The 23021-nt window shown below is 55.6% G+C and carries 18 protein-coding genes; 9 read left to right on the top strand and 9 right to left on the bottom strand.

The genetic code is table 11. The annotated features are described in order from the left end of the window. The first annotated feature begins 2 nt into the window (after positions 1-2). Genes MLE19_RS12385 through trpC form a run of 3 tightly spaced genes read left to right on the top strand, consistent with a single transcriptional unit; the run spans position 3 to position 2509 of the window. Positions 3-608, top strand: coding sequence for an anthranilate synthase component II (locus MLE19_RS12385; protein WP_240718490.1), 606 nt, complete (start codon positions 3-5; stop codon positions 606-608). Between the two features lie 39 nt (positions 609-647). Further along, entirely contained in the window at positions 648-1667 is a 1020-nt protein-coding gene (gene trpD / locus MLE19_RS12380; RefSeq protein WP_008959564.1) for an anthranilate phosphoribosyltransferase, read from the top strand. Positions 1668-1705: 38 nt separating this feature from the next. After that, positions 1706-2509 (top strand): indole-3-glycerol phosphate synthase TrpC, encoded by an 804-nt coding sequence (gene trpC / locus MLE19_RS12375; RefSeq protein ID WP_240718489.1) that lies wholly within the window; start codon positions 1706-1708, stop codon positions 2507-2509. Between the two features lie 9 nt (positions 2510-2518). Here the strand turns inward: trpC and MLE19_RS12370 are convergent, their stop codons facing one another. From MLE19_RS12370 to MLE19_RS12350, 5 genes are all read right to left on the bottom strand, one after another. Beyond that, entirely contained in the window at positions 2519-5662 is a 3144-nt protein-coding gene (locus MLE19_RS12370; RefSeq protein WP_240718488.1) for an efflux RND transporter permease subunit, read from the bottom strand. Between the two features lie 17 nt (positions 5663-5679). Continuing rightward, positions 5680-6738 (bottom strand): efflux RND transporter periplasmic adaptor subunit, encoded by a 1059-nt coding sequence (locus MLE19_RS12365; protein WP_240718487.1) that lies wholly within the window; start codon positions 6736-6738, stop codon positions 5680-5682. A gap of 105 nt (positions 6739-6843) precedes the next feature. Continuing rightward, positions 6844-9945, bottom strand: a complete 3102-nt coding sequence (gene ydiJ / locus MLE19_RS12360) for a D-2-hydroxyglutarate dehydrogenase YdiJ (protein ID WP_240718486.1) — start codon at positions 9943-9945, stop codon at positions 6844-6846. A gap of 102 nt (positions 9946-10047) precedes the next feature. Beyond that, positions 10048-10638, bottom strand: a complete 591-nt coding sequence (locus tag MLE19_RS12355) for a DUF4202 domain-containing protein (RefSeq protein ID WP_240718485.1) — start codon at positions 10636-10638, stop codon at positions 10048-10050. A 164-nt stretch (positions 10639-10802) separates the two neighbouring features. Continuing rightward, complete coding sequence (locus tag MLE19_RS12350) at positions 10803-12050, bottom strand: dicarboxylate/amino acid:cation symporter (RefSeq protein ID WP_240718484.1); 1248 nt, start codon at positions 12048-12050, stop codon at positions 10803-10805. A gap of 431 nt (positions 12051-12481) precedes the next feature. On the opposite strand from MLE19_RS12350, the gene serS reads away from it, so the two are divergent. After that, positions 12482-13759, top strand: a complete 1278-nt coding sequence (gene serS / locus MLE19_RS12345) for a serine--tRNA ligase (RefSeq protein ID WP_240718483.1) — start codon at positions 12482-12484, stop codon at positions 13757-13759. Here the strand turns inward: serS and MLE19_RS12340 are convergent. Further along, on the bottom strand, positions 13704-14603 hold the full coding sequence (locus MLE19_RS12340; RefSeq protein ID WP_240718482.1) for an SIMPL domain-containing protein: 900 nt from the start codon (positions 14601-14603) through the stop codon (positions 13704-13706). The genes serS and MLE19_RS12340 overlap by 56 nt on opposite strands. 218 nt (positions 14604-14821) lie before the next feature. Between MLE19_RS12340 and MLE19_RS12335 the strand changes: the two genes are divergently transcribed. Next, positions 14822-15925 (top strand): AI-2E family transporter, encoded by a 1104-nt coding sequence (locus MLE19_RS12335; RefSeq protein WP_240718481.1) that lies wholly within the window; start codon positions 14822-14824, stop codon positions 15923-15925. A gap of 55 nt (positions 15926-15980) precedes the next feature. Here MLE19_RS12335 and trxA read toward each other — a convergent pair whose 3' ends face one another. Next, positions 15981-16304 carry a thioredoxin gene (gene trxA, locus MLE19_RS12330; RefSeq protein WP_096279135.1) on the bottom strand — a complete coding sequence of 108 codons (324 nt, stop codon included), beginning with the start codon at positions 16302-16304 and terminating at the stop codon, positions 15981-15983. Between the two features lie 374 nt (positions 16305-16678). Here trxA and cysB point away from each other — a divergent pair, with 374 nt between their 5' ends. Next, a complete protein-coding gene (cysB, locus tag MLE19_RS12325; protein WP_240718480.1) occupies positions 16679-17653 on the top strand; it encodes an HTH-type transcriptional regulator CysB in 975 nt (324 codons plus the stop codon). A 13-nt stretch (positions 17654-17666) separates the two neighbouring features. Here the strand turns inward: cysB and MLE19_RS12320 are convergent, their stop codons facing one another. Together MLE19_RS12320 and pabB are read right to left on the bottom strand one after the other, a co-directional pair. Further along, positions 17667-18299, bottom strand: a complete 633-nt coding sequence (locus tag MLE19_RS12320) for a phosphoadenosine phosphosulfate reductase family protein (RefSeq protein WP_240718479.1) — start codon at positions 18297-18299, stop codon at positions 17667-17669. Positions 18300-18416: 117 nt separating this feature from the next. Next, positions 18417-19772 carry an aminodeoxychorismate synthase component I gene (gene pabB / locus MLE19_RS12315; protein ID WP_240718478.1) on the bottom strand — a complete coding sequence of 452 codons (1356 nt, stop codon included), beginning with the start codon at positions 19770-19772 and terminating at the stop codon, positions 18417-18419. Positions 19773-20027: 255 nt separating this feature from the next. Here pabB and MLE19_RS12310 point away from each other — a divergent pair, with 255 nt between their 5' ends. The 3 genes from MLE19_RS12310 to prpC all read left to right on the top strand — a co-directional run bounded on the left by MLE19_RS12310 (position 20028) and on the right by prpC (position 22995). Then, positions 20028-20825 (top strand): GntR family transcriptional regulator, encoded by a 798-nt coding sequence (locus MLE19_RS12310; protein WP_240718477.1) that lies wholly within the window; start codon positions 20028-20030, stop codon positions 20823-20825. 76 nt (positions 20826-20901) lie between these two features. Further along, positions 20902-21792 carry a methylisocitrate lyase gene (gene prpB / locus MLE19_RS12305; protein ID WP_240718476.1) on the top strand — a complete coding sequence of 297 codons (891 nt, stop codon included), beginning with the start codon at positions 20902-20904 and terminating at the stop codon, positions 21790-21792. Positions 21793-21867: 75 nt separating this feature from the next. Continuing rightward, positions 21868-22995 carry a bifunctional 2-methylcitrate synthase/citrate synthase gene (gene prpC / locus MLE19_RS12300; protein WP_240718475.1) on the top strand — a complete coding sequence of 376 codons (1128 nt, stop codon included), beginning with the start codon at positions 21868-21870 and terminating at the stop codon, positions 22993-22995. Positions 22996-23021: the final 26 nt, after the last annotated feature.

Here is a 23021-nt window from a genome sequence, read left to right as displayed (position 1 = left end):
CAATGGCGCAAGCACAGGCAGTGCAGAAAGTTGTGATGATCGACAATTACGACAGCTTCACGTTCAACATCGTGCAGTATCTGGGCGAGCTGGGCGCAGAAGTGATCACTCATCGTAATGACGAAATCACTATTGAGCAGATCGAAGCGCTGGCACCGACGCACCTAGTGGTGTCGCCAGGGCCCTGCACGCCCAATGAGGCGGGTATTTCCATGGCTGCCATCGAACACTTTGCCGGCAAGCTGCCTATTTTGGGCGTTTGCCTGGGTCACCAGGCGATTGGCCAGGTGTACGGTGGTAAGGTCGTTCGCGCCCCACAGGTGATGCACGGCAAAACGTCAGCCGTGTTGCACGATAACCAAGGCGTGTTCGAAGGGCTGGATAACCCCGTTGAAGTAACTCGCTATCACTCTCTGGTGGTTGATAAAGCGTCGCTGCCTGACTGCTTGGAAATGACTGCTTGGACCGGCGAGGAGGACGTTACGCCCGGTTTAGTCATGGGCCTGCGCCACCGCGAACTCGATATCGAAGGGGTGCAGTTCCACCCCGAGTCGATTCTTACCCGCCAAGGCCATGAGCTGTTGGCCAACTTTTTAAAACGCGGCTGATGGCCGGTTTCACACGCTTTTTTAGGGGCCCCTCTGCTCATGCAAATGCGAGACGCGATTAATGCGGTAATGCGCCGCGAAGACCTCTCTTTCGATGCCATGCACGCGTTGATGCGCCAAATCATGACTGGCGATGCTTCTGACGCGCAAATTGGCGGCCTGCTGGTCGGTTTAGCCATGAAGGGCGAAAGCGCCGTTGAAATTAGCGCCGCCGCGCAGGTAATGCGCGAACTAATGAAACGCGTTGAATTGAAGGCTGAAAACGTTGTGGATATCGTCGGTACCGGTGGCGATGGCGCGAATCTATTTAACGTTTCAACCGCTGCCAGTTTTGTCGCCGCTGCTGCCGGTGCTCACGTTGCTAAACATGGTAACCGTAGCGTTTCATCGTCCTCCGGCAGCGCGGATCTTTTCGATGTGGCAGGTATTTACCTGGATCTTAAACCCGATCAGGTAGCGCGCTGTATTGAGCAGGTGGGCGTGGGCTTTATGTTTGCGCCCAATCATCACCCGGCCATGCGCTATGCGATTGGGCCACGCCGCGAAATGGGCGTGCGCACGCTGTTTAATATTCTAGGGCCGTTAACCAATCCCGCTGGCGCCCCCAATCAGGTGCTGGGTGTTTACGCCGCGGAATTGGTGCCGCTCATGGCCGAAGTGCTTAAAACCTTGGGTAGCCGTCATGTGATGGTGGTCCATTCAGACGATGGTTTGGATGAAATCTCCCTGGCAGGCCCCACGTTAGTCGCTGAGCTTAAAGAGGGTGTGATTACCCAGTACACCATTACGCCCGAAGAGCTGGGAATTGAGCGCCAGAGCTTGGCAACACTGAAGGCCAGCAGCGCGGAAGATAGCCTGCGCTTGGTGAAGGCCGCTCTTTCAGGTGAAGGCGCTGCCGCCGATATGGTCGCGCTAAATGCCGGGGCCGCGCTCTACTGTTCAGGCGTTGCGGATACCTTAAAAGAGGGCGTGATGGTGGCTCAGGACGCGCAAGCCTCCAAACTGCCGCTCGAAAAACTCAAAGAGCTTTCGCACTTCACCAGCGTTTTTAAGCAGTAGGTTCTTAAACAAGATAAGTTTTAAAAAAAGAGATCAACATGACTCAACAGGCAACGCCAACTATTTTAACGCGCATTCTGGCTCGCAAAGACCAAGAAGTGGCTGAGCGTCGCCAAGCGGTCTCAGAATCAGACCTGCTCGCGCTGGGAGAGCAGCAGAGCGCTCCGCGTGGCTTTATTGAGGCGCTTAATACGCGCATCGCAACGGGCGATCCGGCGATTATCGCCGAGGTGAAAAAAGCCTCTCCCTCGAAAGGTGTTATTCGCGAAGAGTTTCACCCCTCGGATATCGCTAAAAGCTATGCCCAGGGCGGCGCTGCCTGTCTGTCGGTGCTCACCGACGCCGACTTTTTCCAAGGCCACGAAGACTATTTGATCGCCGCTCGGGATGTCTGCACGCTGCCGGTGATCCGCAAAGACTTTATCACCCATGGCTATCAGGTCTGTGAAGCCCGGGCGATTGGATCGGACTGTATTCTGCTGATCGTTGCCGCTCTGGATGATGCACAGCTGCGCGACCTACATCAGCAGGCCAATCAGCTAGGAATGGACGTGTTGGTCGAGGTACACGACGCCGAGGAGCTTGAGCGCGCCCTGGCGCTGGATCTAAAACTAGTCGGCATCAATAACCGTAACCTGCACACCTTTGAAACCAGCCTGAATACTACTCTGGATCTGCTGCCGCGCATTCCTGAGAGCGTCACCGTGATTACTGAATCGGGTATTCATACCCGCGATGACGTTGAGCTAATGCGCGATCATAACGTTAACGGCTTCCTGGTTGGCGAAGCCTTTATGCGCGAAAGCGATCCGGGCTTGGCGCTAAAAAGGCTGTTTTTCTAACGCTCGCTTTTAGTTTGACGACTTTTTGGTTCTCCAGCTGAGCACGGCAACGGTAAGGGCTGGCAAGAAGGTGACGGTAACAATTGCCGTACCGAGCAGCCCAAATAGCACAATGGCACCGACACCGCGGTAGAGCTCGGTGCCTTCTCCGGGTAGAAATACTAGCGGTGAAAGGCCGCACAGGGTGGTAAGAGTCGTCATGGCAATCGGCCGTAAGCGGCTCTCTACCGCCTGTTGAACGGCTTCCCGCACTCCCATGCTCGCCGAGCGTAGATTCTCCCTCGCCTGATGAACCACTAGTATCGGGTTGTTGACCACCGTTCCCATCAGAATCAAAAAGCCCAGCATGGTGATCATATCAAACGGCTGACTGATGGCATTCAAGCCAATTTTCGGCAGCTGCGCGCCCACGGTATTCATCAGCCAGAGTCCCACTATTCCGCCGGCGGCACCTAGCGGAATAGTGGCGAGGATAAGCAGCGGATAACCCCAGTGGGCAAAAATCGCCACCAGCAGCAGATAAACAATCGCTAACGCAATTAGCGCATTGCTGGTAAGTGCCTGGCGGGTGGCATCTAACTGATCCCCCGCGCCGGTCACGCTGACATTAATGTCGGCGGGTATGGCGCCCTCATTGCGCAGTGGCTCGATCACCTCGCGCTGCATTTGCTCGATACCGGCTTCCAGCGCCACGCTGCGGGGTGGAATGACGTCTAACGTAACGCTGCGGCGACCATCTACCCGCCGCAGCGTCGCCGTTCCCACCGTCTCGCGAATCTCGGCAAGAGTATTGAGAGGAACGCTTACCCCAGAAGGGGTATAGATGGGCAGGGTGGCGAGGGCATCCAGGTCGATATTGCCTGCTTCGGGGCCGTAGCCGTAAAGGTCGATTTTTTCATCGTCGAGATAGAAGTCATCCAGGTAGGCACCGTTGGTGAGCACCGCGACGGTGGTGCCCAGTGCATTGGTGTCCAAGCCGACTTCTGCCGCGCGCTCCCAGTTGGGATAAACCTCGATCAGCGGCTGGCCAAGATCCAGAGCGGAGGGCCGCGACTGAATGCGCGGGTTGTCGAACACTGTCTCGGCGCGCTGATAAATGGCATTGGCGGTGGTGTAGAGTTCGTTCAGATCGTTGCCGGCAATATCCAGCGTGATACTGCGCGTTCCGCCGTCATTGCTGGAGATAATCGAGCCGCGGGCGGCAAAGGCGCGCATATCTGGGTATTTCTCAAAGCGCCGGGTGAGGGCGTCCATCAACGCTTCAATGTGGGTGGGGTCGATGGTTTCCGCAATAATCCGCAGGCTTTGGGCTTCGGCTTGAATGCCCATGGTGCGAATCGGCGGAATGTCGGTATCGCCGCCCTCGAAGCGCTCAGGCTCAGCGCCCACATGGGGCTCCAGTTCTTGCTGAAGGATTTGGGCAATCGCATCCATGGTGGCCAAATTGTAACTTGCCGGGGCGTTCATGCTGGCAAAGGTTTTGGCCTCTTCGCCTTCGGGCAGGTACTCCGCCGGAGGCGTCAGCCAGACAAAAATACCGATACCTCCCAGGATGCCCAGCACGATAGCGAGAAAGCGCCGGGAAGCCGTGCGAATCATACCATCTACCACCCACAGGCAGCCGCGTACCCAGCGCGGCGATGACGTTGAAGCGCTCTCTTTACCGCGAAAATCGATATGCGCGCCCAGGGTGGGAATAACGGTAATGGCGACCACCATCGAGACAATAATCGAGGTCGAGATGGCCACCGCAATATCGGAGTAGAGCTGCCCGGCTTCCTGCTGAATAAAGAAGATGGGCACAAAGACTAAAATAGTGGTCAGCGTTGAGGCGAGCACCGCGGGCCATACTTGCTTGACACCCTCTAGAGCCGCTTCGAAGCGCGCCAAGCCACGTCGGCGCTGAGTCTCAATGCTCTCCAGTACCACGATGGTGTTGTCTATCGTCATGCCAATAGCGAAAGCAACGCCCGCCAGCGAAATGACATTGAGCGTACGGCCCGCCAGCAGCAGGCCTAGAAAGGCAGCAATAGTACAAATGGGAATGCCGATGACCCCGGCCACGGTGGCTCGGGCTGAGCGAAGAAAAGCGTACATCACCAGGGTGGCAAACAGCGCGCCAAGCCCCAGGTTGACCCAGACATTGGCAATCGACGACTCCACGTAGCGCACGTCGTCGCTGGAGAGCGTCATACGCATACCCTGCTCGGCTAGCAGGCCTTCATTAAGCGCCGCGACTTCATCGAGCATAGCGCGCTTGATATCAATCACATTGGCGCCCGGCTCACGGCGCACCTGCACGCTCAATGCCGGCTGACCATCCGAGCTGTAAGCGCGAGAAGTGAGTTCGGCGTAGGATTGGCGCACTTCAGCCACATCGCTTAGCCGGGTAACCGCGTCGCCGTCGCGGATGAGAATCAGGGCTTCAAGACTCTCTACATCCTCAAAGCGGCCTACGGTACGCAGCAGGTAGCGGCGTTTACCGCTCTCTAGGTTGCCACCGGAGACATCCTGGTTGCGGGCTTGAAGTGCATTTTGAATATCAGCGATACTCAGTGCACGGGCGGCTAGCGCCTCAGGGTCGATCAGCAGTTGCATTTGCCGCTCGGCGCCTCCGGAAACCGTGACTTCCGAGACGCCCGCAACGCTTTCCAGGCGCGGGCGAACGTTATCTTCCAGGTAGTCGCGCATGGCGGGCATGTCGAGCTGGCGCGGGTTGCCTTCCCGAGGGCCAACGTTAAAGTACATAAAGGCGTTGGCAGAAAAAGAGTTGGCGACAATACGCGGCTGGTCGACGTTGTTGGGATAGGAGGGCACTTGGCTGAGCGCGTTGTTAACTCGAATCAAGGTTTCGGTGAGATCGACGCCAAAGGGGAACTCCAGCTCGATTTCGGCGCTGCCGCTGCTGGCGGTGGACTCCATGCGCTGTAGGTTGGGCACATTGCGCAGAAACTCCTCCTGCTCAATCAAGATATCCTTTTCAATATCCTGCGGCGTAGCTCCCGGCCACTGGGTCTCAATACCCACCACGCGGGTTTCCAGGTCGGGGATCATCTGTACCGGGATGCGCCAGATGGCGGCGATCCCCAGAATCAAAAGGATCAGCGTAATAACGCTAACCAAGATGCCGTGACGAATGATGGCGGCAAACATATGCGGGTATCGCTCCTTTAGTCGTCGCTCAGGGACACTTCTTGCCCCTCTTCAAGCCGCTCATTACCGACGACGATGACACGGTCTCCCGCTGATAGGCCCTCATTCACGGCGACCTCTCCCTGGTAGCTGCTGCCGATCTCAACCCGCTGCTCGAACGCCTGCCAAGTATTATCACTCTGGCGAGCTAGCCAAACGCTGACGCTGCCATCAGGGCGGCGAATAAGGGCATCCCGCGGCACGCTGGGTCCGCTTTCGCCGTTAAGCTGTAAACGGCCTTCCACAGCCATCCCCGGTAGCATCTCCAGTGGCAACTCCGGCATCGCGCGAAGTAGAAACTGTCGTGAACTGGCATCAACGGGAATGCGCGCGAGGGTGCGCGCCGGGAGCCATTGATCACTACCTTCTAAGCGGACCTCTAGTTGAGAGCCTTCGAAGCGCTGGTAGGCAGAGAGTGGCACCGGGAAATCCAAGCGAAGAGACGCTAAATCGACCAAGGTGAGCAGGGTATCGCCAGGGTTGATCCACTCACCGACATTGCTCTCCCGGTGGGTGACCATGCCGTCAAAGGGCGCGCGTATCTGGTGACGCTCGAGTTGCAGCTGGGCCAAGCTGTAGTCGGCTCGGCGCGCTTCAAGGGTGGCCTGGGCCGCTGCTAAAGCACTTTCACGCTGGCGGCGGTCGCTGGCGGCAAAGTTTTGCGCCGAAAGTTGGTTAGCTTCGCTCACTAAACGTTGTGCTTCGTCGCGCTCGGCTTCGGCCTGGGACAGATCCGCGCGGGCGCGCTGGCTTTCCAGGCTAATATCGCGGGTATCCAGAGAGAGCAGCGGCTGGCCTTGAGTAACTGTGTCGCCCATCTCAACCGTTAGCTCGCTTACCTGACCCGCTTCAGCGCTCGACAGCTGGGAGGTTTGTGGGGCGCTGACGCTACCGGTCAACGGCAACACCTCTATCCGCGGAGAGTCAGCTACCACCTGCGTCTCAACACGATTTTCCTGTGCTACCGCCAGGGCCGCTAGGCTCAGGGTTAAAACAGCGCCTGCGCCTAGGCGAGTCAGGGAGGGAAATAGAGACAACAAGGCAGCTCCTGAAAAAACAAGTAAAGAACAGCGTGACAGCTTTTTACACTGCACGCCGTTAGCTCCCTCAACATTATACAAGGTTTAGTGTTTGTACAAATTTTAGCTGCGCTTTAAGGCAACGAGTAGTGCCTGTAAAGGGTGTTGCAGTACTTGATTCGAGTAGCGCTTCACCTGGCTGCGGCAGGAGTAGCCGGTGGCCAGTAACTTGCCAGTGTTTCCTTCAGCTTCCACCTGGGGCTGCCACGACTGGGCGTAGATGGTTTTCGACGTAGCGACGTTGCGGGTTTCGTGGCCATAGGTACCGGACATGCCGCAGCAGCCGGTGGCCATTAGCTCAAGCTCTAACCCAAACGCCGCAAATACCTGCTGCCACGCTTTAGGACTGCCCGGTGCGTTGGTCTTCTCGGTGCAGTGGGAGAGCAGCTTAAAGCCTGGGGCGGTTAGCTTGAGCTGGCTGGATGCTAACGTATTGATGCGCGTCGCCAGCCACTCCTGCAGCATCAGCACCTCCGGCACCGCGTCTTCACCTAACGCTTTTACGTACTCCTGGCGGTAGGTGAGCGTCATCGCTGGGTCGATGCCCACCAGGGGGATATCAAAGCGGGCTAGGGTGCGCAGCCGTTTGGCCTGCTTGGCAGCGGTACGCTCGAAGGCGCCCAAGAAGCCTTGCACCTGGAGGGGTTTGCCGTTAGCCGAATAGGGCATCACGAATACGCGTAGATTGAGACGCGAGAGTAGCTCTACCACGTCCATGACCAGCTTGGCTTCAAAGTGGGTGGTGAAGGCGTCCTGAACAATAATCACGCTGTTAGCGCGCTGTTGTTCGGTCAACAGAGCCAGCGACAGCGGCGTCGCTTCGGCAACGCCCCAAGCTCGCAGCTGTTTTTTAACGCTAGCACGGGAGAGCGCCGGGGAGTCGCTCATGCCCAGCGTACTGCGCATGAGATTTTCCACCCAACGCTGCCCCATCATCGCGTTATATAGCGGCGCGACCTTGGCCAGGGTAGGCAGCATAAACTCGGTGCCGCCAATCACGTAGTCGCGAATCGGGCGCAGGTAGCGGCCGTGGTAGACCTCCAAAAACTGCGAGCGAAACTGGGGGACATTGACCTTGATGGGGCATTGCCCCGCGCAGGATTTACACGCCAGGCAGCCCGCCATGGCGTCGTAGACTTCATGGGAGTAGTCGTGGTGCTGCTTGCGACTCAGGGTATTCGCCACCCGCTGTGGGAAGCTTTTAATAAAGCCCCAGCCGCCCTCGGCTTTCTTCTTACGCGACTCCTCGACCACATCAATCCCCGCCTGGGTCTGCAGGCGCAGCCACTCGCGGATCAGGCTGGCGCGGCCTTTGGGCGAATGGCGGCGATCTCGCGTCGCCTTCCAGGAGGGGCACATGGGGTCATCAACATCATAGTTGTAGCAGGCGCCGTTGCCATTGCAGTACACCGCGGCGTCGTAGGCCTGCCAGGCGCGTTCGTCGATCGTGCGGTCGAGCTGGCCGCGCATGGTTACGCCATCGACCGTCAATAAATCGGGGTCACTATCCTTGGCGATGAGCTCGACGCTTTCAGCGGGTGAGGCGATCTTTCCGGGGTTAAGCTGGTTGTAGGGGTCAAAAGCGGCTTTTACCCGCTGCAGACTGGGGTAGAGTTCGCCAAAGAACTTGGGCGCATACTCAGAGCGCACGCCCTTGCCGTGTTCGCCCCACAGCAGGCCACCATATTTCTGGGTAAGCGCGGCCACTTCATCGGACACCGCGCGAATCAGCATTTCCTGCTCAGGGTCTTTCATGTCGATCGCGGGGCGCACGTGCAGTACCCCCGCATCCACATGACCAAACATGCCGTAGGAAAGCCCACGAGCATCGAGCGCCGCGCGGAACTCGGCGATAAAGTCCGCCAGGTGCTCTGGCGGTACGGCGGTGTCTTCCACAAACGCAATCGGGCGCTTCTCGCCCTGTACGTTGCCGAGCAAACCCACTGAACGTTTGCGCATGGCGTAGACTTTTTGAATCTGCCCACGCCCTTCGGCCAGGGTATAGCCTAGCCGCTCGACGGTGGCGTCTTGGGTAAGGTGTTCAGTGAAGGCGCGCACACGCTCAGCGAGAGCGCTCTCATCGTTATCATTAAACTCGATTAGGTTAATGCCTCGAATCGGCGTACTTCCGGTGGCCGGGAAAAACTCGGCTACGCTGTCCCAGACAAAGTCTTCCATGGCCAGTTGCAGCACGGTGTCATCGACGGTCTCGATGGAGGTAGGCAGCGAGGCACTGGCTTTTAACGCTTTAGCATCCCGTAACGCATCCATAAAGCTGGTATAGCGCACATTGACCAGCGTTGAGTATTTGGGGATCGGCAACACGTTCAGCACGGCTTCGTTTAGAAAGCCCAATGAGCCTTCTGAGCCGCACAGCAGGCTGTTGAGATTAAGCTGACCTTCGCCATCGCGGAGGTGGGCTAAGTCGTAGCCGGTCAAGCAGCGGTTGAGCGGGGGGAACTTGGCCGCAATCAAGTCACGCTGCTGGTCGATAATCTCGGCGGCGGTGGAATGTACGCGCCCCAGTACGCCTTCCTGCTGGCGCTCAGCCAGCTCTTCATCCTGTGTTAATGCGCGGCTGTCTAGGTGTTTTCCGCCAATCAGAATGGTATCGAGTTCCAGCACATGGTCGCGGGTTTTGCCATATTCACAGCTACCCTGGCCGCTGGCATCGGTGGAAATCATGCCGCCAATGGTGGCGCGATTAGAGGTGGAGAGCTCTGGGGCAAAAAAAAGCCCATGGGGTTTGAGTGCCGCGTTGAGCTGATCCTTGATCACCCCGGCCTGAACGCGCACCCGGCGGTTCTCAACATCGATCTCAATGATGTGATTCATATGGCGGGAAACGTCCACCACGATACCGTCGGTGAGCGACTGGCCGTTGGTGCCGGTACCGCCGCCACGGGGCGTTAACACAATGCCACGATGCGTGGTTTGCGCAGCCAGTCGGGTTAGCCGTTCAATATCTTCGGCATGCTTGGGGTAGACCGCCGCCTGGGGCAAGCGTTGATAAATCGAGTTATCCGTCGCCAGCACCGTGCGGTTGGCGTAGTCGGGGGCGATTTCACCCTCAAAACCCCGCGTTTTAAGGGCTTGTAGAAATCGTACGTAATCTTTACCCAAACGTTCAAACGGGGCGGTACGCGTATCTAAGGATGCAATCATAGTTGATCAAGCCGTCAGTGCCGGGGGCGCAAAAAAATAAGACGGCTACTTTACCGCAGTGACTGCCCGGCTGCATCTTACGGTAGCGCTTTACCCCAAGGCTTACTCAGCACCCAGGGCTTCTTTTACCAGCGCTGCTGAGGCGTCAGACATCGGTAACGTTAGGGCCAATTCGTGGGCGCGGGGCGACATTTTGCGCCAGGTCATCTGCACAATACGCACCATGTGGTCGTGTTCTATCTTGCGCGAAAAATCGGCAAAGTAGTTCTCTAGAAACACTAGGCAGGCGCAATCCTCCAGCGCTTGTACATCAGGGTCGCGGCCCAGGCCTTTCTTGCCAATAATGGTTGCGGCCCGCTCGGCTTCTTCCCCTTGAAAGCCTGCGTCACGCATGAGTCTGGCAGTCGTTTCGCCAGCGCGCTTTCCCTGATCACGCCGCCAGGTTAGGTAGCCCACTCGCCCTTCAGGATACTCCTCCCGCGGTACTAGCCAGCGCTGTAGGTGCTGGGCGCGAACGGCTAAGCGCAGCACTTCATCCGGGGCATCATGCACACGGTCTAACCAGCCACTCATGCGTTGGGCGTAGGCCAGTTCCTGGGGCATAGAAGTACCATCCGCAAGCGTGGTAGAACGTGGATCCTCGGCATGGAGGGCGTCGATTGCGCTGAGCGTTTGATTAAAAGAGGTAGTCATGGCAACGGTGCTCGGCTTAGAAGTGAATATGAACTAGGTTGCCGAGAAATGGCGCGATTCACAACTGCAGAGTGAGGGGGAGGTTATGACAGAGGGGAGGCGCAGCACCCGCTGCTAACCACAACGGACGCTTTTCATACGCTATATAAAGGCTAACGTTAAGCTTAGCGGCGATTATAAACTTCTTCGTTGAGCTCACCCTCGCTCTTACCTACCAGCGTGGTGACCATTAAATCGCCCGCGACGTTGACGCTGGTACGGGCCATATCCAGGATTCGGTCAATCCCTGCGACAACGGCGATGGCTTCCAGCGGCAGGCCAATCTGCGCCATTACTATCGAGAGCATTATTAGACCTGCACCCGGAACTCCCGCCGTACCGATAGAGGCCAGCGTGCCGGTGGCAACGATCATGCCGTAATCCAACATGCTCAAATCTGTACCGGTCATTTGGGCAATAAATAGCACCACTACGCCCTGATAAAGCGCTGTGCCATCCATATTGATGGTGGCGCCCACGGGCAGTACAAACCCAGAAACCCCTTCAGAAACGCCAAGGTTCTTCTGCGCACAGCGGATAGAGACCGGCAGGGTGCCTGCTGAAGAGGCGGACGAGAACGCCACTACAATGGCGTCCAGGCTGCCCTGTAAATAGCGCATGGGGTTTAGTCGCCCCAGTAGAGAGATAAAGCCAGAGTAGACTACCAGTACATGAAGAATACTGGCCAGGTACACCACCCCAATGAGCTTAGCCAGCGGCAGCAAAATCTCTAGGCCGTACTGGCCCGAGACATGGGCAATCAAGCCGAACACGCCAAAAGGTGCGAACGCCATCACAATGCCAGTAAGCTTGTACATTGCCTCGGCGAAGCTATCGAATACCTTCATGACTGGCTCACCTTTCTCGCCAATCAGCGTCAGCGAAATACCCAACCCAATGGCAAACACAATGATCTGCATAATGTTGCCGTTGGCCAGGGCGTCCAGCGGGTTACGGGGCACTAAGTTAACCAAAATAGAGACCAGCGATGGTGCTTCGCTGGCCGCTATTTCTGAATCGAAGCTTAAATCAACCCCCACGCCCGGCTGCAGCAGGGTGGAAAGCACCAAGCCGATAGAGATGGCAAAAGCGGTAGTAACCAAATAGAGCGTAATCGTTCGCGCACCAATATGGCCCATCTTCTGCGGGTCGCGCATGGAGGTAATGCCCACCACCAGGGTAGAGAACACCAGCGGCACAATCAGCATCATAATGGCGTTGATGAAAATATCGCCGAGTGGCTTAAACACACTGGCGGTGTCGCCTAACAGCGCACCCGCCAAAATCCCCAGCGCCAAGCCTGCGAGAATCTTCTTCCATAGGGCAATTCGTCGCCACCAGGCAAACTTTCCTTGCTGTGCTGTTTCCTGCACTGCCTTTCTCCTGTCAAAAAGTGTGAAAACCTGTTGTTCAGCGATTCGCCAGTCGAATCGTCGGGCACTCTATCACTTTTGGCTAATGGGCGGGGATGGATATGCCGAGTGGTAATAGCACATACAGTCGATTCGATAACTGAACCTTACTGAGCGATAGTGCAAGCTTATTATGTGCCGCTACCTTCTAGCAGCGCTGCGCACTGCATTCGCGGGTGCGCCGTAGGCTTACCACGCGCTACTGGAGTGTGGCGTTATAATGAGCAGTGCTAGTGCCGACTTATCTGGTGTTGGAGCCTTTTGGCGTAGCTAAACGTATGCTTGGTGATACCGGCCATGGCTCCCCGCCGCGCTTTTGCCTACAATAGGCGCTTTTCTGCACGCGCATTGGCGCGTTGCTCTTATTGATTTCAGGCCAAGGGACAGGATTCATGCTCGATCCGAAACTGCTGCGCGGTGATCTTGACACGGTTGCTCAACAACTGGCCCGCCGGGGCTTTGTGCTTGATAAAGCGGGACTGCAGACGCTGGAGTCGCGTCGCCGCGAGCTGCAAACGCAAACCGAGCAGCTGCAAAACGAGCGCAATATGCGCTCCAAAGCAATTGGCAAGGCCAAGGCTAACGGTGAAAATATTCAGCCGCTGCTGGAGGAAGTCAGCGATTTAGGTGATCGCCTGGATAAAGCCAAGAAAGAGTTGGCCGAGGTACAGGAAGAGTGGGATGACGCCGTTAGCGGTATTCCCAACCTGCCTCATGAAAGCGTGCCTGAAGGTAAAAACGAAGACGACAACGTTGAGCTGCATCGCTGGGGCACGCCGCGGGTGTTTGATTTCGAGGTGCTGGATCACGTTGACTTGGGTAAAAAGTCGGGTTATCTCGATTTTGAGCTAGCGGCTAAAATCACCGGTGCCCGCTTTGCGGTCATGCGCGGGCCGATTGCACGCCTGCACCGGGCGCTGGCGCAGTTTATGCTGGATGCCCAAACCGAACAGCACGGCTACGAAGAGTGCTACGTGCCGTATATGGTCAACCGCGATTCACTCATGGGTACCGGTCAATTACCGAAGTTTGGCGAAGACCTATTCAAGCTGGATGACGAGCGCGAGTACCATCTGATCCCCACCTCTGAAGTCCCGCTCACCAACTTTGTGCGCGATGAAATCGTTGAGCTTTCGGCGTTGCCGATGAAGCTGACCGCGCATACGCCTTGTTTCCGAAGTGAAGCGGGCTCTCACGGGCGTGATACTCGCGGCATGATCCGTCAGCATCAGTTCGATAAAGTCGAAATGGTGCAGATCGTAGAGCCAGAGAAGAGCTATGAAGCGTTGGAGGAGATGCGGGGGCATGCCGAGGCGATACTGCAAGCGCTTGAATTACCGTACCGTGTTGTAACGCTGTGTACCGGGGATATGGGCTTTGGCGCGACCAAAACCTACGATTTGGAAGTGTGGTTGCCCAGCCAGGAAACCTATCGGGAGATATCTTCGGTCTCTAACTGTGGGGATTTTCAGGCGCGTCGCATGCAGGCACGTTTCCGGCACCCAGATTCCAAAAAGCCATTGTTGCTGAATACGCTGAACGGTTCAGGGCTGGCGGTAGGGCGGTGCCTGCTGGCGGTGCTTGAAAATCACCAGCAGGCGGATGGCTCGGTAACTATTCCTGAGCCGCTACGTCGCTACCTGGGCGGTGTGGAGCGTCTGGCCCTTTAAGCGTCCACTCAACGTTAACTCCGGCATCTATGCGAATGGTGCCGGGGCTGTAATCACTGGCGGCACCTGACTGGCTTGCAGCCGTGTCGCTTTCTGCCCGCATTGACATCATGTGCGGTTGGAAAATAGGTGATTGGGTTTCTTCAATGCGCTGCACATGACCCAGTTCGGCATCTAAGCTGTCGGCCATGAGATTCGCCTTGTGCTGGGCTTTCTCCAGCGCTTTAACCAGTGCTTCATCGGTGGCAGCGTCACGGTCTTGCAGATCGAACTGGACGCCGTCCAGTGAGTTAACGCCTGCTGCAATCAGTGCGTCTAATACTTCGCTTAACTGATCGAGGTCGGTAAGTTCGACAGTGACCGGGCGTTCCAGGCGAGTGCGCTGAAGGGTTTCATGTTCGCCATCTTCGTTGCGTGGCCCTTGAACATGCTCAGGATAGACATTGAGCGAGCCAGCCTTGATGGCTGTGCGTTCAAGGCCTGTGGCCTCCATCTGTTCGATTAATTCGCTGGCGCGGGTCTCTAATCGCTCGCGTGCATCGCTAAGTGCGCTACTATCGCTCTCTTCCAGGGTGGAAAGAGCCGGTGTGTTTTCCCACAAGCGTGCATTCAACGTCGCTTTGTCGGGTTCTACTTCCACCCAGGACTGCGCTTGAACGTGCAGGCTGGGTTGAGGCGGGTGTGACGGTGAGGCGTGTGCCAAGGGAGCACTGAGAAGTGCCAGCAGGGCGCCGCCTAGCAGGCCATAACTTAAAAATTGAGAACGTAGTCCTTTAGAGTTCGTACCTTTAGAATACGTCTCTTGAGAACCTGGCCTTTGAGAGCTAAGGGGGATTGCTTTCATAAATGGCTTCCTTAGTAAGCGGGCAGTAAAGCTGCCTTGCTAAATCCTGGTTTTAAAAAGCTGTTTCAATAAGTTAGGACAGACACAGCTTGGAAGCGTAGTCGTAGAGAAAGTTCAGCACGGAAGAGTGAACCCACAAACGTTGCTCATTGTTTGCATGGTTTGTGCAATATGAACAATGCAGCCATTATGTATGGATAACAGGCTAGGGATGGATTATGTCGAACTTGTCGGATGAGGATTATCGCAGTATTCCACTCAATGCCACCTTGGCTCTCGCCGCGTTGGTAGTGATCATTGCGGGTATGAAAGCAGGCGGTGACTTGCTGGTGCCGTTGCTACTGGCGATATTTATCGCAGTGGTGTGTACTTCGCCGGTGCAGTGGCTGCATCGCTGCGGCTTGAGTATGCGTATGTCGGCATTTCTAACGTTGATGGTTTTGCTGGCGTTTATATCGCTTATTGGCCTACTGGTGGTTAATAGCTTTAGTACCTTTTTGGCGGCGTTGCCTGATATTGAATCGCGTCTCTATGAACAGTATTGGAATTTACTCAATGCGCTCTCTTCACGGGGCTTGGCGATTAATCCTGATCAGATAAACTCGCTCTTTTCGGGAGAGGATGAAGGCTCTTGGATGCCAGAGCTGTTGAGTCAGCTTGGTAATCTTTTTATGCAGAGCGTGATTGTTGGACTGCTGGTCATCTTCATGCTGTTTGAAACATTAAATGTACGTGACAAAGTCTCTCGGGCTTTAGAGAACCCTGCGCCTAGCTTGAAGCGTTTCAGTGAGTTCAGCCTAACGCTAAAGCGCTACCTTGCCGTTAAAACCATGATCAGTCTAGCCACCGGTGTGCTGGTTTGGCTCTCCTGTCTGATTGTGGGCGTTGAGTTTCCGCTGCTATGGGGGGTGTTAGCCTTTGCGCTCAACTTTATTCCCAATATTGGTTCCGCGCTGGCCGCTATACCGCCGGTACTCTTGCTACTGATTGCGCAAGATGGTGGCGCTTTTCAAGCAATGCTTTTAGCTTCTGCCTATCTGATTATCAACTTTGTGCTCGGTAACTTGATTGAGCCTCGGGTAATGGGGCAGGCGCTCGGACTTTCTACCTTTGTCGCGTTTTTATCGCTGGTGGTATGGGGCTGGATATTTGGTGCGGCGGGAATGCTGCTTTCGGTAATGCTGACAATGACGCTGAAAATCGCCTTGGACAGCCACCCGGAAACGCGCTGGATTGCTCGGCTGTTAGGGCCTGGAAAGCGACGTTTAAAAGATAGTAGGGCGAGCGATGCGACCCTGCCGCCGTGGAGGCGCAAGCATTAGAAAAAATAATACCGCCGACACTGTCGGCGGTATTTATACGTGCTAGGTGCAGCTATCAAGCGTTTTGTTCGATGAACTGCGTTAGCTGTGATTTAGATTGCGCGCCAACCAGTGAAGCAACTTTGGTGCCGGATTTAAACAGCATGACGGTAGGCACACCGCGCACGCCTTGCTCGGCAGCAATTTCAGGTGCGTCGTCTACGTTGACACTAACCACTTTCAGGCTGTCCTGACGTTCTGCAGCTACTTCATCAACGACCGGGGCCATCACTTTACACGGGCCACACCAAGGCGCCCAAAATTTCATTAGCACAGGCTGTTCAGCGTTGAGGACTTCTTGCTCAAAATTGGCGTTGGTGACATCAACATTATTAGCCATTTGCTTCTCCCGTTTGCGTTGCTCTTACTGTTTCGTTGCCTCAAATGGAGCAACGGTCATTACGCGATTCATTAGCGCTCTTTCACCGCGCCTGAGTTCTTACCGCGCCAAGTCGTGGGCAGATGTTAGCGGGCGCGAAGGTTGCTGGCAAATTTCCCGTATAGAGATGTATCTGAATAGCAGAAATTAATAGATGCTGGTAGCGACATTTTTTTATAATATAAAAGTATCGTTCGGGTGTTTTTTATTCTATCTGGTGCTGTAGAGTGCGAAGCCAGCCCGTTGTCCGTCAAGCGCATTGCAGTTGCTGCGCAAGGATGTGCTTCAAGGCGCTACCTACTTAGATCTGTTTAGAGAATAAATAAGGTGAGGATATGAAGCTACAACAGCTACGCTATATCTGGGAAGTCAATCGACATAACCTCAACGTCTCAGCCACAGCGCAAAGTCTATTTACCTCACAGCCGGGAATCTCCAAACAAATTCGGTTATTGGAAGATGAGCTCGGCGTTGAGATTTTTGCCCGCAGCGGCAAGCATTTAACGCGAGTAACGCCTGCTGGTCAGTCGATTATCAACTTGGCAGGTCAAGTGCTGCGCCTTACCGATAATATTAAACAGGTTGCTCAGGAGCACAGCGATGAGCGTCGCGGCAGCTTGGCCATTGCAACTACGCATACCCAGGCCCGATACGCGCTACCGCCGATTATTAGTGAGTTTACGCTGAAATATCCTGATGTCGCGCTACATATGCAGCAGGGAACGCCCAAGCAGATCGCGCAAATGGTCAGTGAAGGCCAGGCCGATTTTGCGATTGCAACCGAATCGCTAGAGCTGTTTACCGACTTGGTGCTGCTGCCGTGCTACCGCTGGAATCGGTGTGTGCTGGTGCCTAAAGAGCATCCTTTGGCGACTTATGAGGGCCCGTTGACCCTTGAGGCACTTGGCGAGCATCCGTTGGTCACCTACGTATTCGGTTTTACCGGTCGCTCCCAGTTGGATGATGCTTTTAAAGCAAAGGGCTTAACGCCTAATGTGGTGCTAACCGCTGCCGATGCAGACGTCATCAAAACTTACGTGCGTCTAGGAATGGGGGTAGGCATTGTGGCGCATATGGCCGTGGATGAGGCGTTAGATGCTGACCTAGTAGCGCTTGATGCTAGTCATCTGTTTGCCAGTTCAACCACCAAGATCGGCATTCGTCGCGGTACTTTTATGCGCGGCTATATGTATGACTTTTTGGAGCGCTTTGCGCCACATCTAACGCGTGATCGTGTCGATGAGGCGTTAACAGCAGGCCCGCGTCATGAACAGTCGCTGTTTGATGACTTAGACCTGCCAGAATATTAAACATTAGGGAAGATTAGTGCTGTAAGTGCAGCCCGCACTCGCGCTTCTCTTCCACTTTGGTGGGGTCAAAGTAGTCGAAGTTGTTGGGCAAGTTATGCGCCTGAAGGTATTGGTACATATCCTTGGCGTTCCACTGCAGCAGCGGGGCGACTTTCAATAGGCCGTCGCTGTTGCGGCTAACCGGCTGCATTTTGGCACGCTCGGGTGTGTCTTCAGCGCGCAACGCGGTGAACCAGACATCGGGCTGCATTTCACGCAGCGCGCGCTCGAACGGTTCAAGTTTTACTTCCTGGGTAAAAGCCGCGTGGCGCGGGTCGTCTATGCCTGGCATGGGGCCTTCCAGCGCTTCGCGATGAGCGCGGGTACGCTTGGGCACAAAGCTTACTATGTTCAGGTTGAGCTGCTTGATCACCTCATCGGCGAATTGATACGTCGCTTCAGTGTTGTAGCCGCTGTCCATCCACACAATGGGGATGTCTGGGCGCACTTGGCTCACCATATGCAGAATCACCGCCTCGAAGGGTCGAAAGTTGGTGGTGCAGATAGGTCGTGCGCCCTGGGCCAGCGCCCACTCAACCAAGCCCTGCGGATTTTTGCTACCGTTGTTAGCAAATTCGTTATTGATCGCGTCAAGCTCTGAGGACATGCTGCCTCCTGTTCGGGTGTATAGTCATGGTGACTAGGCTATCAAACCCGAGCCCTGACTCCCCAATACCGTTTAGTTAGTCTTTTATATTCCTTTTTGATTTAGAAACGCCGTTGCTTATTCCAAAGCGCCAATAAGGTGGCGGATTTTATCCAGTGTTTCGGTGTACTCTTCGTCTGCTTGGGAGTCAGCCACCAAGCCACCACCGCCCCAAACATGCAGTCTTCCCGCCTCGGCGACCATCGTGCGTATGGCAATTGACGTATCCATGCTTCCCCGCACATCCACATAGCCCAGGCTGCCGCAATAGACGCTGCGTTGGCAGGGCTCAAGCTCATCAATGATCTGCATCGCACGAATTTTGGGGGCACCGGTAATTGAACCGCCGGGAAAGGCCGCCTCAAGAAGTGATAGAGGCGTGTAATTATCAGCCAATTTACCCTGCACTACGCTCACTAAGTGGTGAACATTAGGGTAGCTCTCTAAGCGGCATAGCTGTGGTACGCGAATGGAGCCGGGCTGGCATACGCGGCCTAAGTCATTGCGCAACAGGTCGACGATCATCACATTCTCAGCGCGATCTTTGCGGCTGCTCATCAGCTCTTCGGCCAATGCTTGATCCTCTTTAGGCGTAACTCCCCGCGGGCGGGTGCCTTTAATAGGCCGTGTTTCGACCTCGCCATTGTGACACTGAATAAACCGCTCTGGCGAAAGTGAGAGCAAGGCCTTGTCGCCCCAGGCCATAAAGCCCGAATAGGGCGTGGGGGTCGCTTCCCGCAGCTGTTGATACGCCTGCCACTCATCCCCTTGGTAATCGGCATAAAAGCGTTGCGCCAGATTGATTTGATAGCAATCGCCTGCTCGTATGTAACGCTGAACGGCGTCAAAACGTGACACGTACTGTTGATAGCTAAGCTCGGCCTTAAAGGGGCTGTTGAGTGCAAAAGCGCTGGGCTGTACGGGCGTTTGGCCAAGCCAATCCTTAACTTGCTCACGACGTTCCGGGGTGGCGATTAACCACGCTTGTTGGGTCACGTGATCAAGAGTAATACACCAATCGTAGAGCCCTAAGCGTGCCTGGGGTAAAGAGACCGCTTTCGCTTGAAGGCTGACGACGGATAACGACTCACGGCCCAGATCGTAGCCCCAGTAGCCAATAAGTCCGCCGAGAAAGGGGAGTTCACTGATGATATTCGGGAACTCAAGCTGATCCAGAAGCCACTGCTGAAGCGCAAATGCATCGTTGTCTATATGGGGTGTAACTCCGAGCTGATTAGACAAGAGACTCGCATTGCCGGCGCTGGACACTTCCAGTGTGGCAAGAGGGTCGCTGCTGATGATATCAAAGCGTCCGTTAGCCACGGGGCGGCCGCTATCAAGCAGCACGGCGCCAGGCCTACCGCGCAAGCAGGCGAATACGCCCAAAGGATCGGGAGAGTAGGGCAGGGCAGTTATCGTCAACGCCTTGATCATTAAGCAAACGTCTCGCCAGTTAAAGGCGAGCCATTTTAGAGGGGCGCAGACAATGACACCAGCGTTAGGCTTCGACGCCTTTCTCACGCAACGCTGTAAACACAAGCGCCATCAACTGGCTGATTGTTGACAGGTAGCCGCTAGCTAGGCTGATGAATACAACGAAAGGCGTATAAAATCGGCAAACAAGGTTGGTTGACGGTTCAATGGGCACACGCTAGAGTTTGATTACTTTTCAATTGTCGACAATTAACTATGGCAACGCTCGTTTCTGACACCCCAACCGCCGCTAAGATTTTATCTGGGTCACCGCGAACTGAAACAGCCCGCTCTGAGGCGTCTGCTACGGAAGCCGGGGGGCTTGAAAGCTCGCTGCCTGAGGTGCGTACGCTTGCGGAGCGGGTCTTTCATCAGTTGCAGGATGCCATCGTGCGCGGTGAGCTCGCCCCTGGCAGTAAAATTACCGAGCCGGGGTTATCTAAAACCTACGGTATTTCACGGGGCCCATTGCGCGAGGCAATGCGACGACTGGAAGCCCACCGCCTGATCGAGCGCGTTCCCCATGTGGGCGCACGGGTGGTTAAACTCTCAATGAAAGAGCTGCTAGAGCTTTTTGATCTGCGTGAAGCCCTTGAAAGTATGGCGGCGCGCCTAGCAGCGGAGCATATGTCGCCGGAAGAGGTACAGGGGTTGCGGGATGTGTTGGCACTTCACGAAGGCCAGGCCGACCTAAAGCGTGGTGAGGCTTATTATCAGCGCGAAGGCGATCTCGATTTTCACTACTGCATTGTTCAGGGCAGTCACAACAAGATGCTCATGAACCTGCTCTGCGATGACCTTTACTACCTTGTGCGCCTTTATCGCACTCAGTTTAGTGCCAGTGGCACGCGACCCCAGCGCGCCTTTGTGGAGCACCACCGCATTGTCGATGCTATCGAAGCGGGGGACGCGGAGCTCGCCGAGCTGCTGATGCGCCGTCATGTCAGCGCCTCCCGTGCCAACGTGGCGGATCGTTACGCCGCAGCCCTAGAAGAGACAGCGTCCAAATCGTAAAGCTAAAAGATAACTAAAAAATCAACTGAATTAGTGCCAAACCCGCACGATATCAGAACAACAGGAGTAACGCCCCATGTCCCAGATGACGCCCGGCGCCCGCTTTCGGGCCGCCCTCGAAGTTAACCGCCCGCTGCCGATCTTAGGCACTATCAATGCATACACTGCGTTAATGGCCGAGAAAGTGGGCCATCAGGCCATTTATCTCTCCGGTGGCGGTGTGGCCAACGCTTCGTTTGGTTTGCCGGATCTGGGTATGACGACCATGAACGATGTGGTGGAGGATGCCCACCGTATCTGCGGCGCCACCGAGCTGCCGCTGCTGGTGGATATCGATACCGGCTGGGGCGGCGCCTTTAATATCGCCCGTACCGTCAAAGAGGTGCAGCGCGCTGGTGTGGCGGCGATTCATATGGAAGACCAGGTAGCGCAAAAGCGCTGTGGTCACCGCCCCAATAAAGCGATTGTTTCCCAGCAGGAGATGGTCGACCGTATTAAAGCGGCGGCCGATGCCAAAATTGACCCCGACTTCTATTTGATTGCCCGCACCGATGCGTTTCAAAAAGAGGGACTTGATGCGGCTATTGAGCGTGCCAACGCCTGCGTGGAAGCGGGGGCAGATGCCATCTTCGCCGAAGCGGTTCATACCCTGGATGACTACAAAGCTTTCTGTGAACGGGTTAATGCGCCCATTTTGGCTAACATCACCGAGTTTGGCGCTACGCCGCTGTTTACTCAAACAGAGCTTGGCGACGTTGGCTGTCGTATGGTGCTTTATCCGCTCTCCGCGTTCCGCGCCATGAATGCCGCGGCGCTGCAGGTCTATCAAAGCATCCTCGACAACGGCCACCAAAAAGACGTGGTGCCTATCATGCAGACCCGCGACGAACTCTATGATTTTTTGAACTACCACGACTTTGAACAAAAGCTCGACGCGCTGTTTGCCGAGAAAGGCGATGACCAATAAACCAAGCGCCAGCTTAACGAACGACCATATTTGAAAAACACAATTTAAAATAAAAGCAGAGTTAGGAGACACAACATGGCTGATAAACCCGCAACAGGTGCAGGACTGCGTGGCCAGAGCGCCGGTTCCACCGCGCTATGTACAGTAGGCAAAACAGGTTCAGGCCTGACCTACCGTGGTTTCGATATCAAAGAACTGGCTGAAAAAGCCAAATTCGAAGAGGTCGCTTACCTGCTATTGAAGGGCAAGCTGCCCAACCAAGGCGAATTAGATCACTACATCGCCAAGCTGAAAAGCCTGCGTGGGTTGCCCGATGCGCTGAAAACAGTGCTTGAGCAGATTCCCAAAGACGCCCACCCTATGGATGTGATGCGCACCGGCACCTCAATGCTAGGCAATCTGGAAACCGAGGAGAGCTTCGACCAGCAGCAGGATGTTGCCGACCGGCTGCTCGCGGTGCTGCCCTCGATTATTTGCTACTGGTACCGCTTCTCCCACGACGGCGTGCGTATCGACACCGAAACTGACGATAACTCAGTGGGTGGCCATTTCCTCAACATGTTGCGTGGCGAACCCGCCTCAGAGCTGCACGCCCGGGTAATGAACGTATCACTGATTCTCTATGCCGAGCACGAGTTTAACGCCTCTACCTTTACCGCACGGGTGTGCGCCTCAACGCTTTCCGATATGCACTCCTGCGTCACCGGCGCGATTGGTTCTCTGCGCGGCCCGCTGCATGGCGGTGCTAACGAAGCAGCCATGGCAATGATCGAAAACTGGCAGTCGCCGGAAGAAGCGGAAAGCAAAATCATGGGGATGCTGGAGCGCAAAGATAAGATCATGGGCTTCGGTCATGCGATTTATCGTGAGTCCGACCCGCGCAACGCGATTATCAAGCACTGGTCCAAGAAGCTCTCCGACGATGTCGGCGACAAAGTGCTCTACCCGGTTTCCGAGCGGGTTGAAGAAGTGATGTGGCGCGAGAAGAAGCTGTTCTGTAACGCCGATTTCTTCCACGCCAGCGCCTACCACTTTATGGATATTCCCACCAAGCTGTTCACGCCGATTTTTGTGATGTCGCGGCTTACCGGCTGGGCGGCCCACGTGTTTGAGCAACGCGCAAACAACCGCATTATTCGCCCCAGCGCCGATTACACGGGTCCCGAGAAGAGTGAGTGGGTGCCGATAGAAGCGCGAGACTGATCCGCGTGCTGCCCGGTGGCTTGATC

Origin of the sequence: Vreelandella neptunia (assembly GCF_022489065.1) — a bacterium.
GTDB lineage: Bacteria > Pseudomonadota > Gammaproteobacteria > Pseudomonadales > Halomonadaceae > Vreelandella > Vreelandella neptunia_A.
The sequence above is the reverse complement of the archived record's forward strand: the minus strand, read 5'-3'. Positions and strand labels throughout refer to the sequence as shown.

Bases quoted from the DNA above. Each gene is read 5' to 3' on its own strand.
- prpC (WP_240718475.1), top strand. From the start codon at position 21,868: ATGGCTGATAAACCCGCAACAGGTGCAGGACTGCGTGGCCAGAGCGCC.
- pabB (WP_240718478.1), bottom strand. From the start codon at position 19,772: ATGATCAAGGCGTTGACGATAACTGCCCTGCCCTACTCTCCCGATCCT.
- cysB (WP_240718480.1), top strand. From the start codon at position 16,679: ATGAAGCTACAACAGCTACGCTATATCTGGGAAGTCAATCGACATAAC.
- serS (WP_240718483.1), top strand. From the start codon at position 12,482: ATGCTCGATCCGAAACTGCTGCGCGGTGATCTTGACACGGTTGCTCAA.
- MLE19_RS12370 (WP_240718488.1), bottom strand. From the start codon at position 5,662: ATGTTTGCCGCCATCATTCGTCACGGCATCTTGGTTAGCGTTATTACG.
- MLE19_RS12340 (WP_240718482.1), bottom strand. From the start codon at position 14,603: ATGAAAGCAATCCCCCTTAGCTCTCAAAGGCCAGGTTCTCAAGAGACG.
- MLE19_RS12320 (WP_240718479.1), bottom strand. From the start codon at position 18,299: ATGTCCTCAGAGCTTGACGCGATCAATAACGAATTTGCTAACAACGGT.
- prpB (WP_240718476.1), top strand. From the start codon at position 20,902: ATGTCCCAGATGACGCCCGGCGCCCGCTTTCGGGCCGCCCTCGAAGTT.
- trpC (WP_240718489.1), top strand. From the start codon at position 1,706: ATGACTCAACAGGCAACGCCAACTATTTTAACGCGCATTCTGGCTCGC.
- MLE19_RS12355 (WP_240718485.1), bottom strand. From the start codon at position 10,638: ATGACTACCTCTTTTAATCAAACGCTCAGCGCAATCGACGCCCTCCAT.
- MLE19_RS12335 (WP_240718481.1), top strand. From the start codon at position 14,822: ATGTCGAACTTGTCGGATGAGGATTATCGCAGTATTCCACTCAATGCC.
- trpD (WP_008959564.1), top strand. From the start codon at position 648: ATGCAAATGCGAGACGCGATTAATGCGGTAATGCGCCGCGAAGACCTC.
- MLE19_RS12385 (WP_240718490.1), top strand. From the start codon at position 3: ATGGCGCAAGCACAGGCAGTGCAGAAAGTTGTGATGATCGACAATTAC.
- ydiJ (WP_240718486.1), bottom strand. From the start codon at position 9,945: ATGATTGCATCCTTAGATACGCGTACCGCCCCGTTTGAACGTTTGGGT.
- trxA (WP_096279135.1), bottom strand. From the start codon at position 16,304: ATGGCTAATAATGTTGATGTCACCAACGCCAATTTTGAGCAAGAAGTC.
- MLE19_RS12310 (WP_240718477.1), top strand. From the start codon at position 20,028: ATGGCAACGCTCGTTTCTGACACCCCAACCGCCGCTAAGATTTTATCT.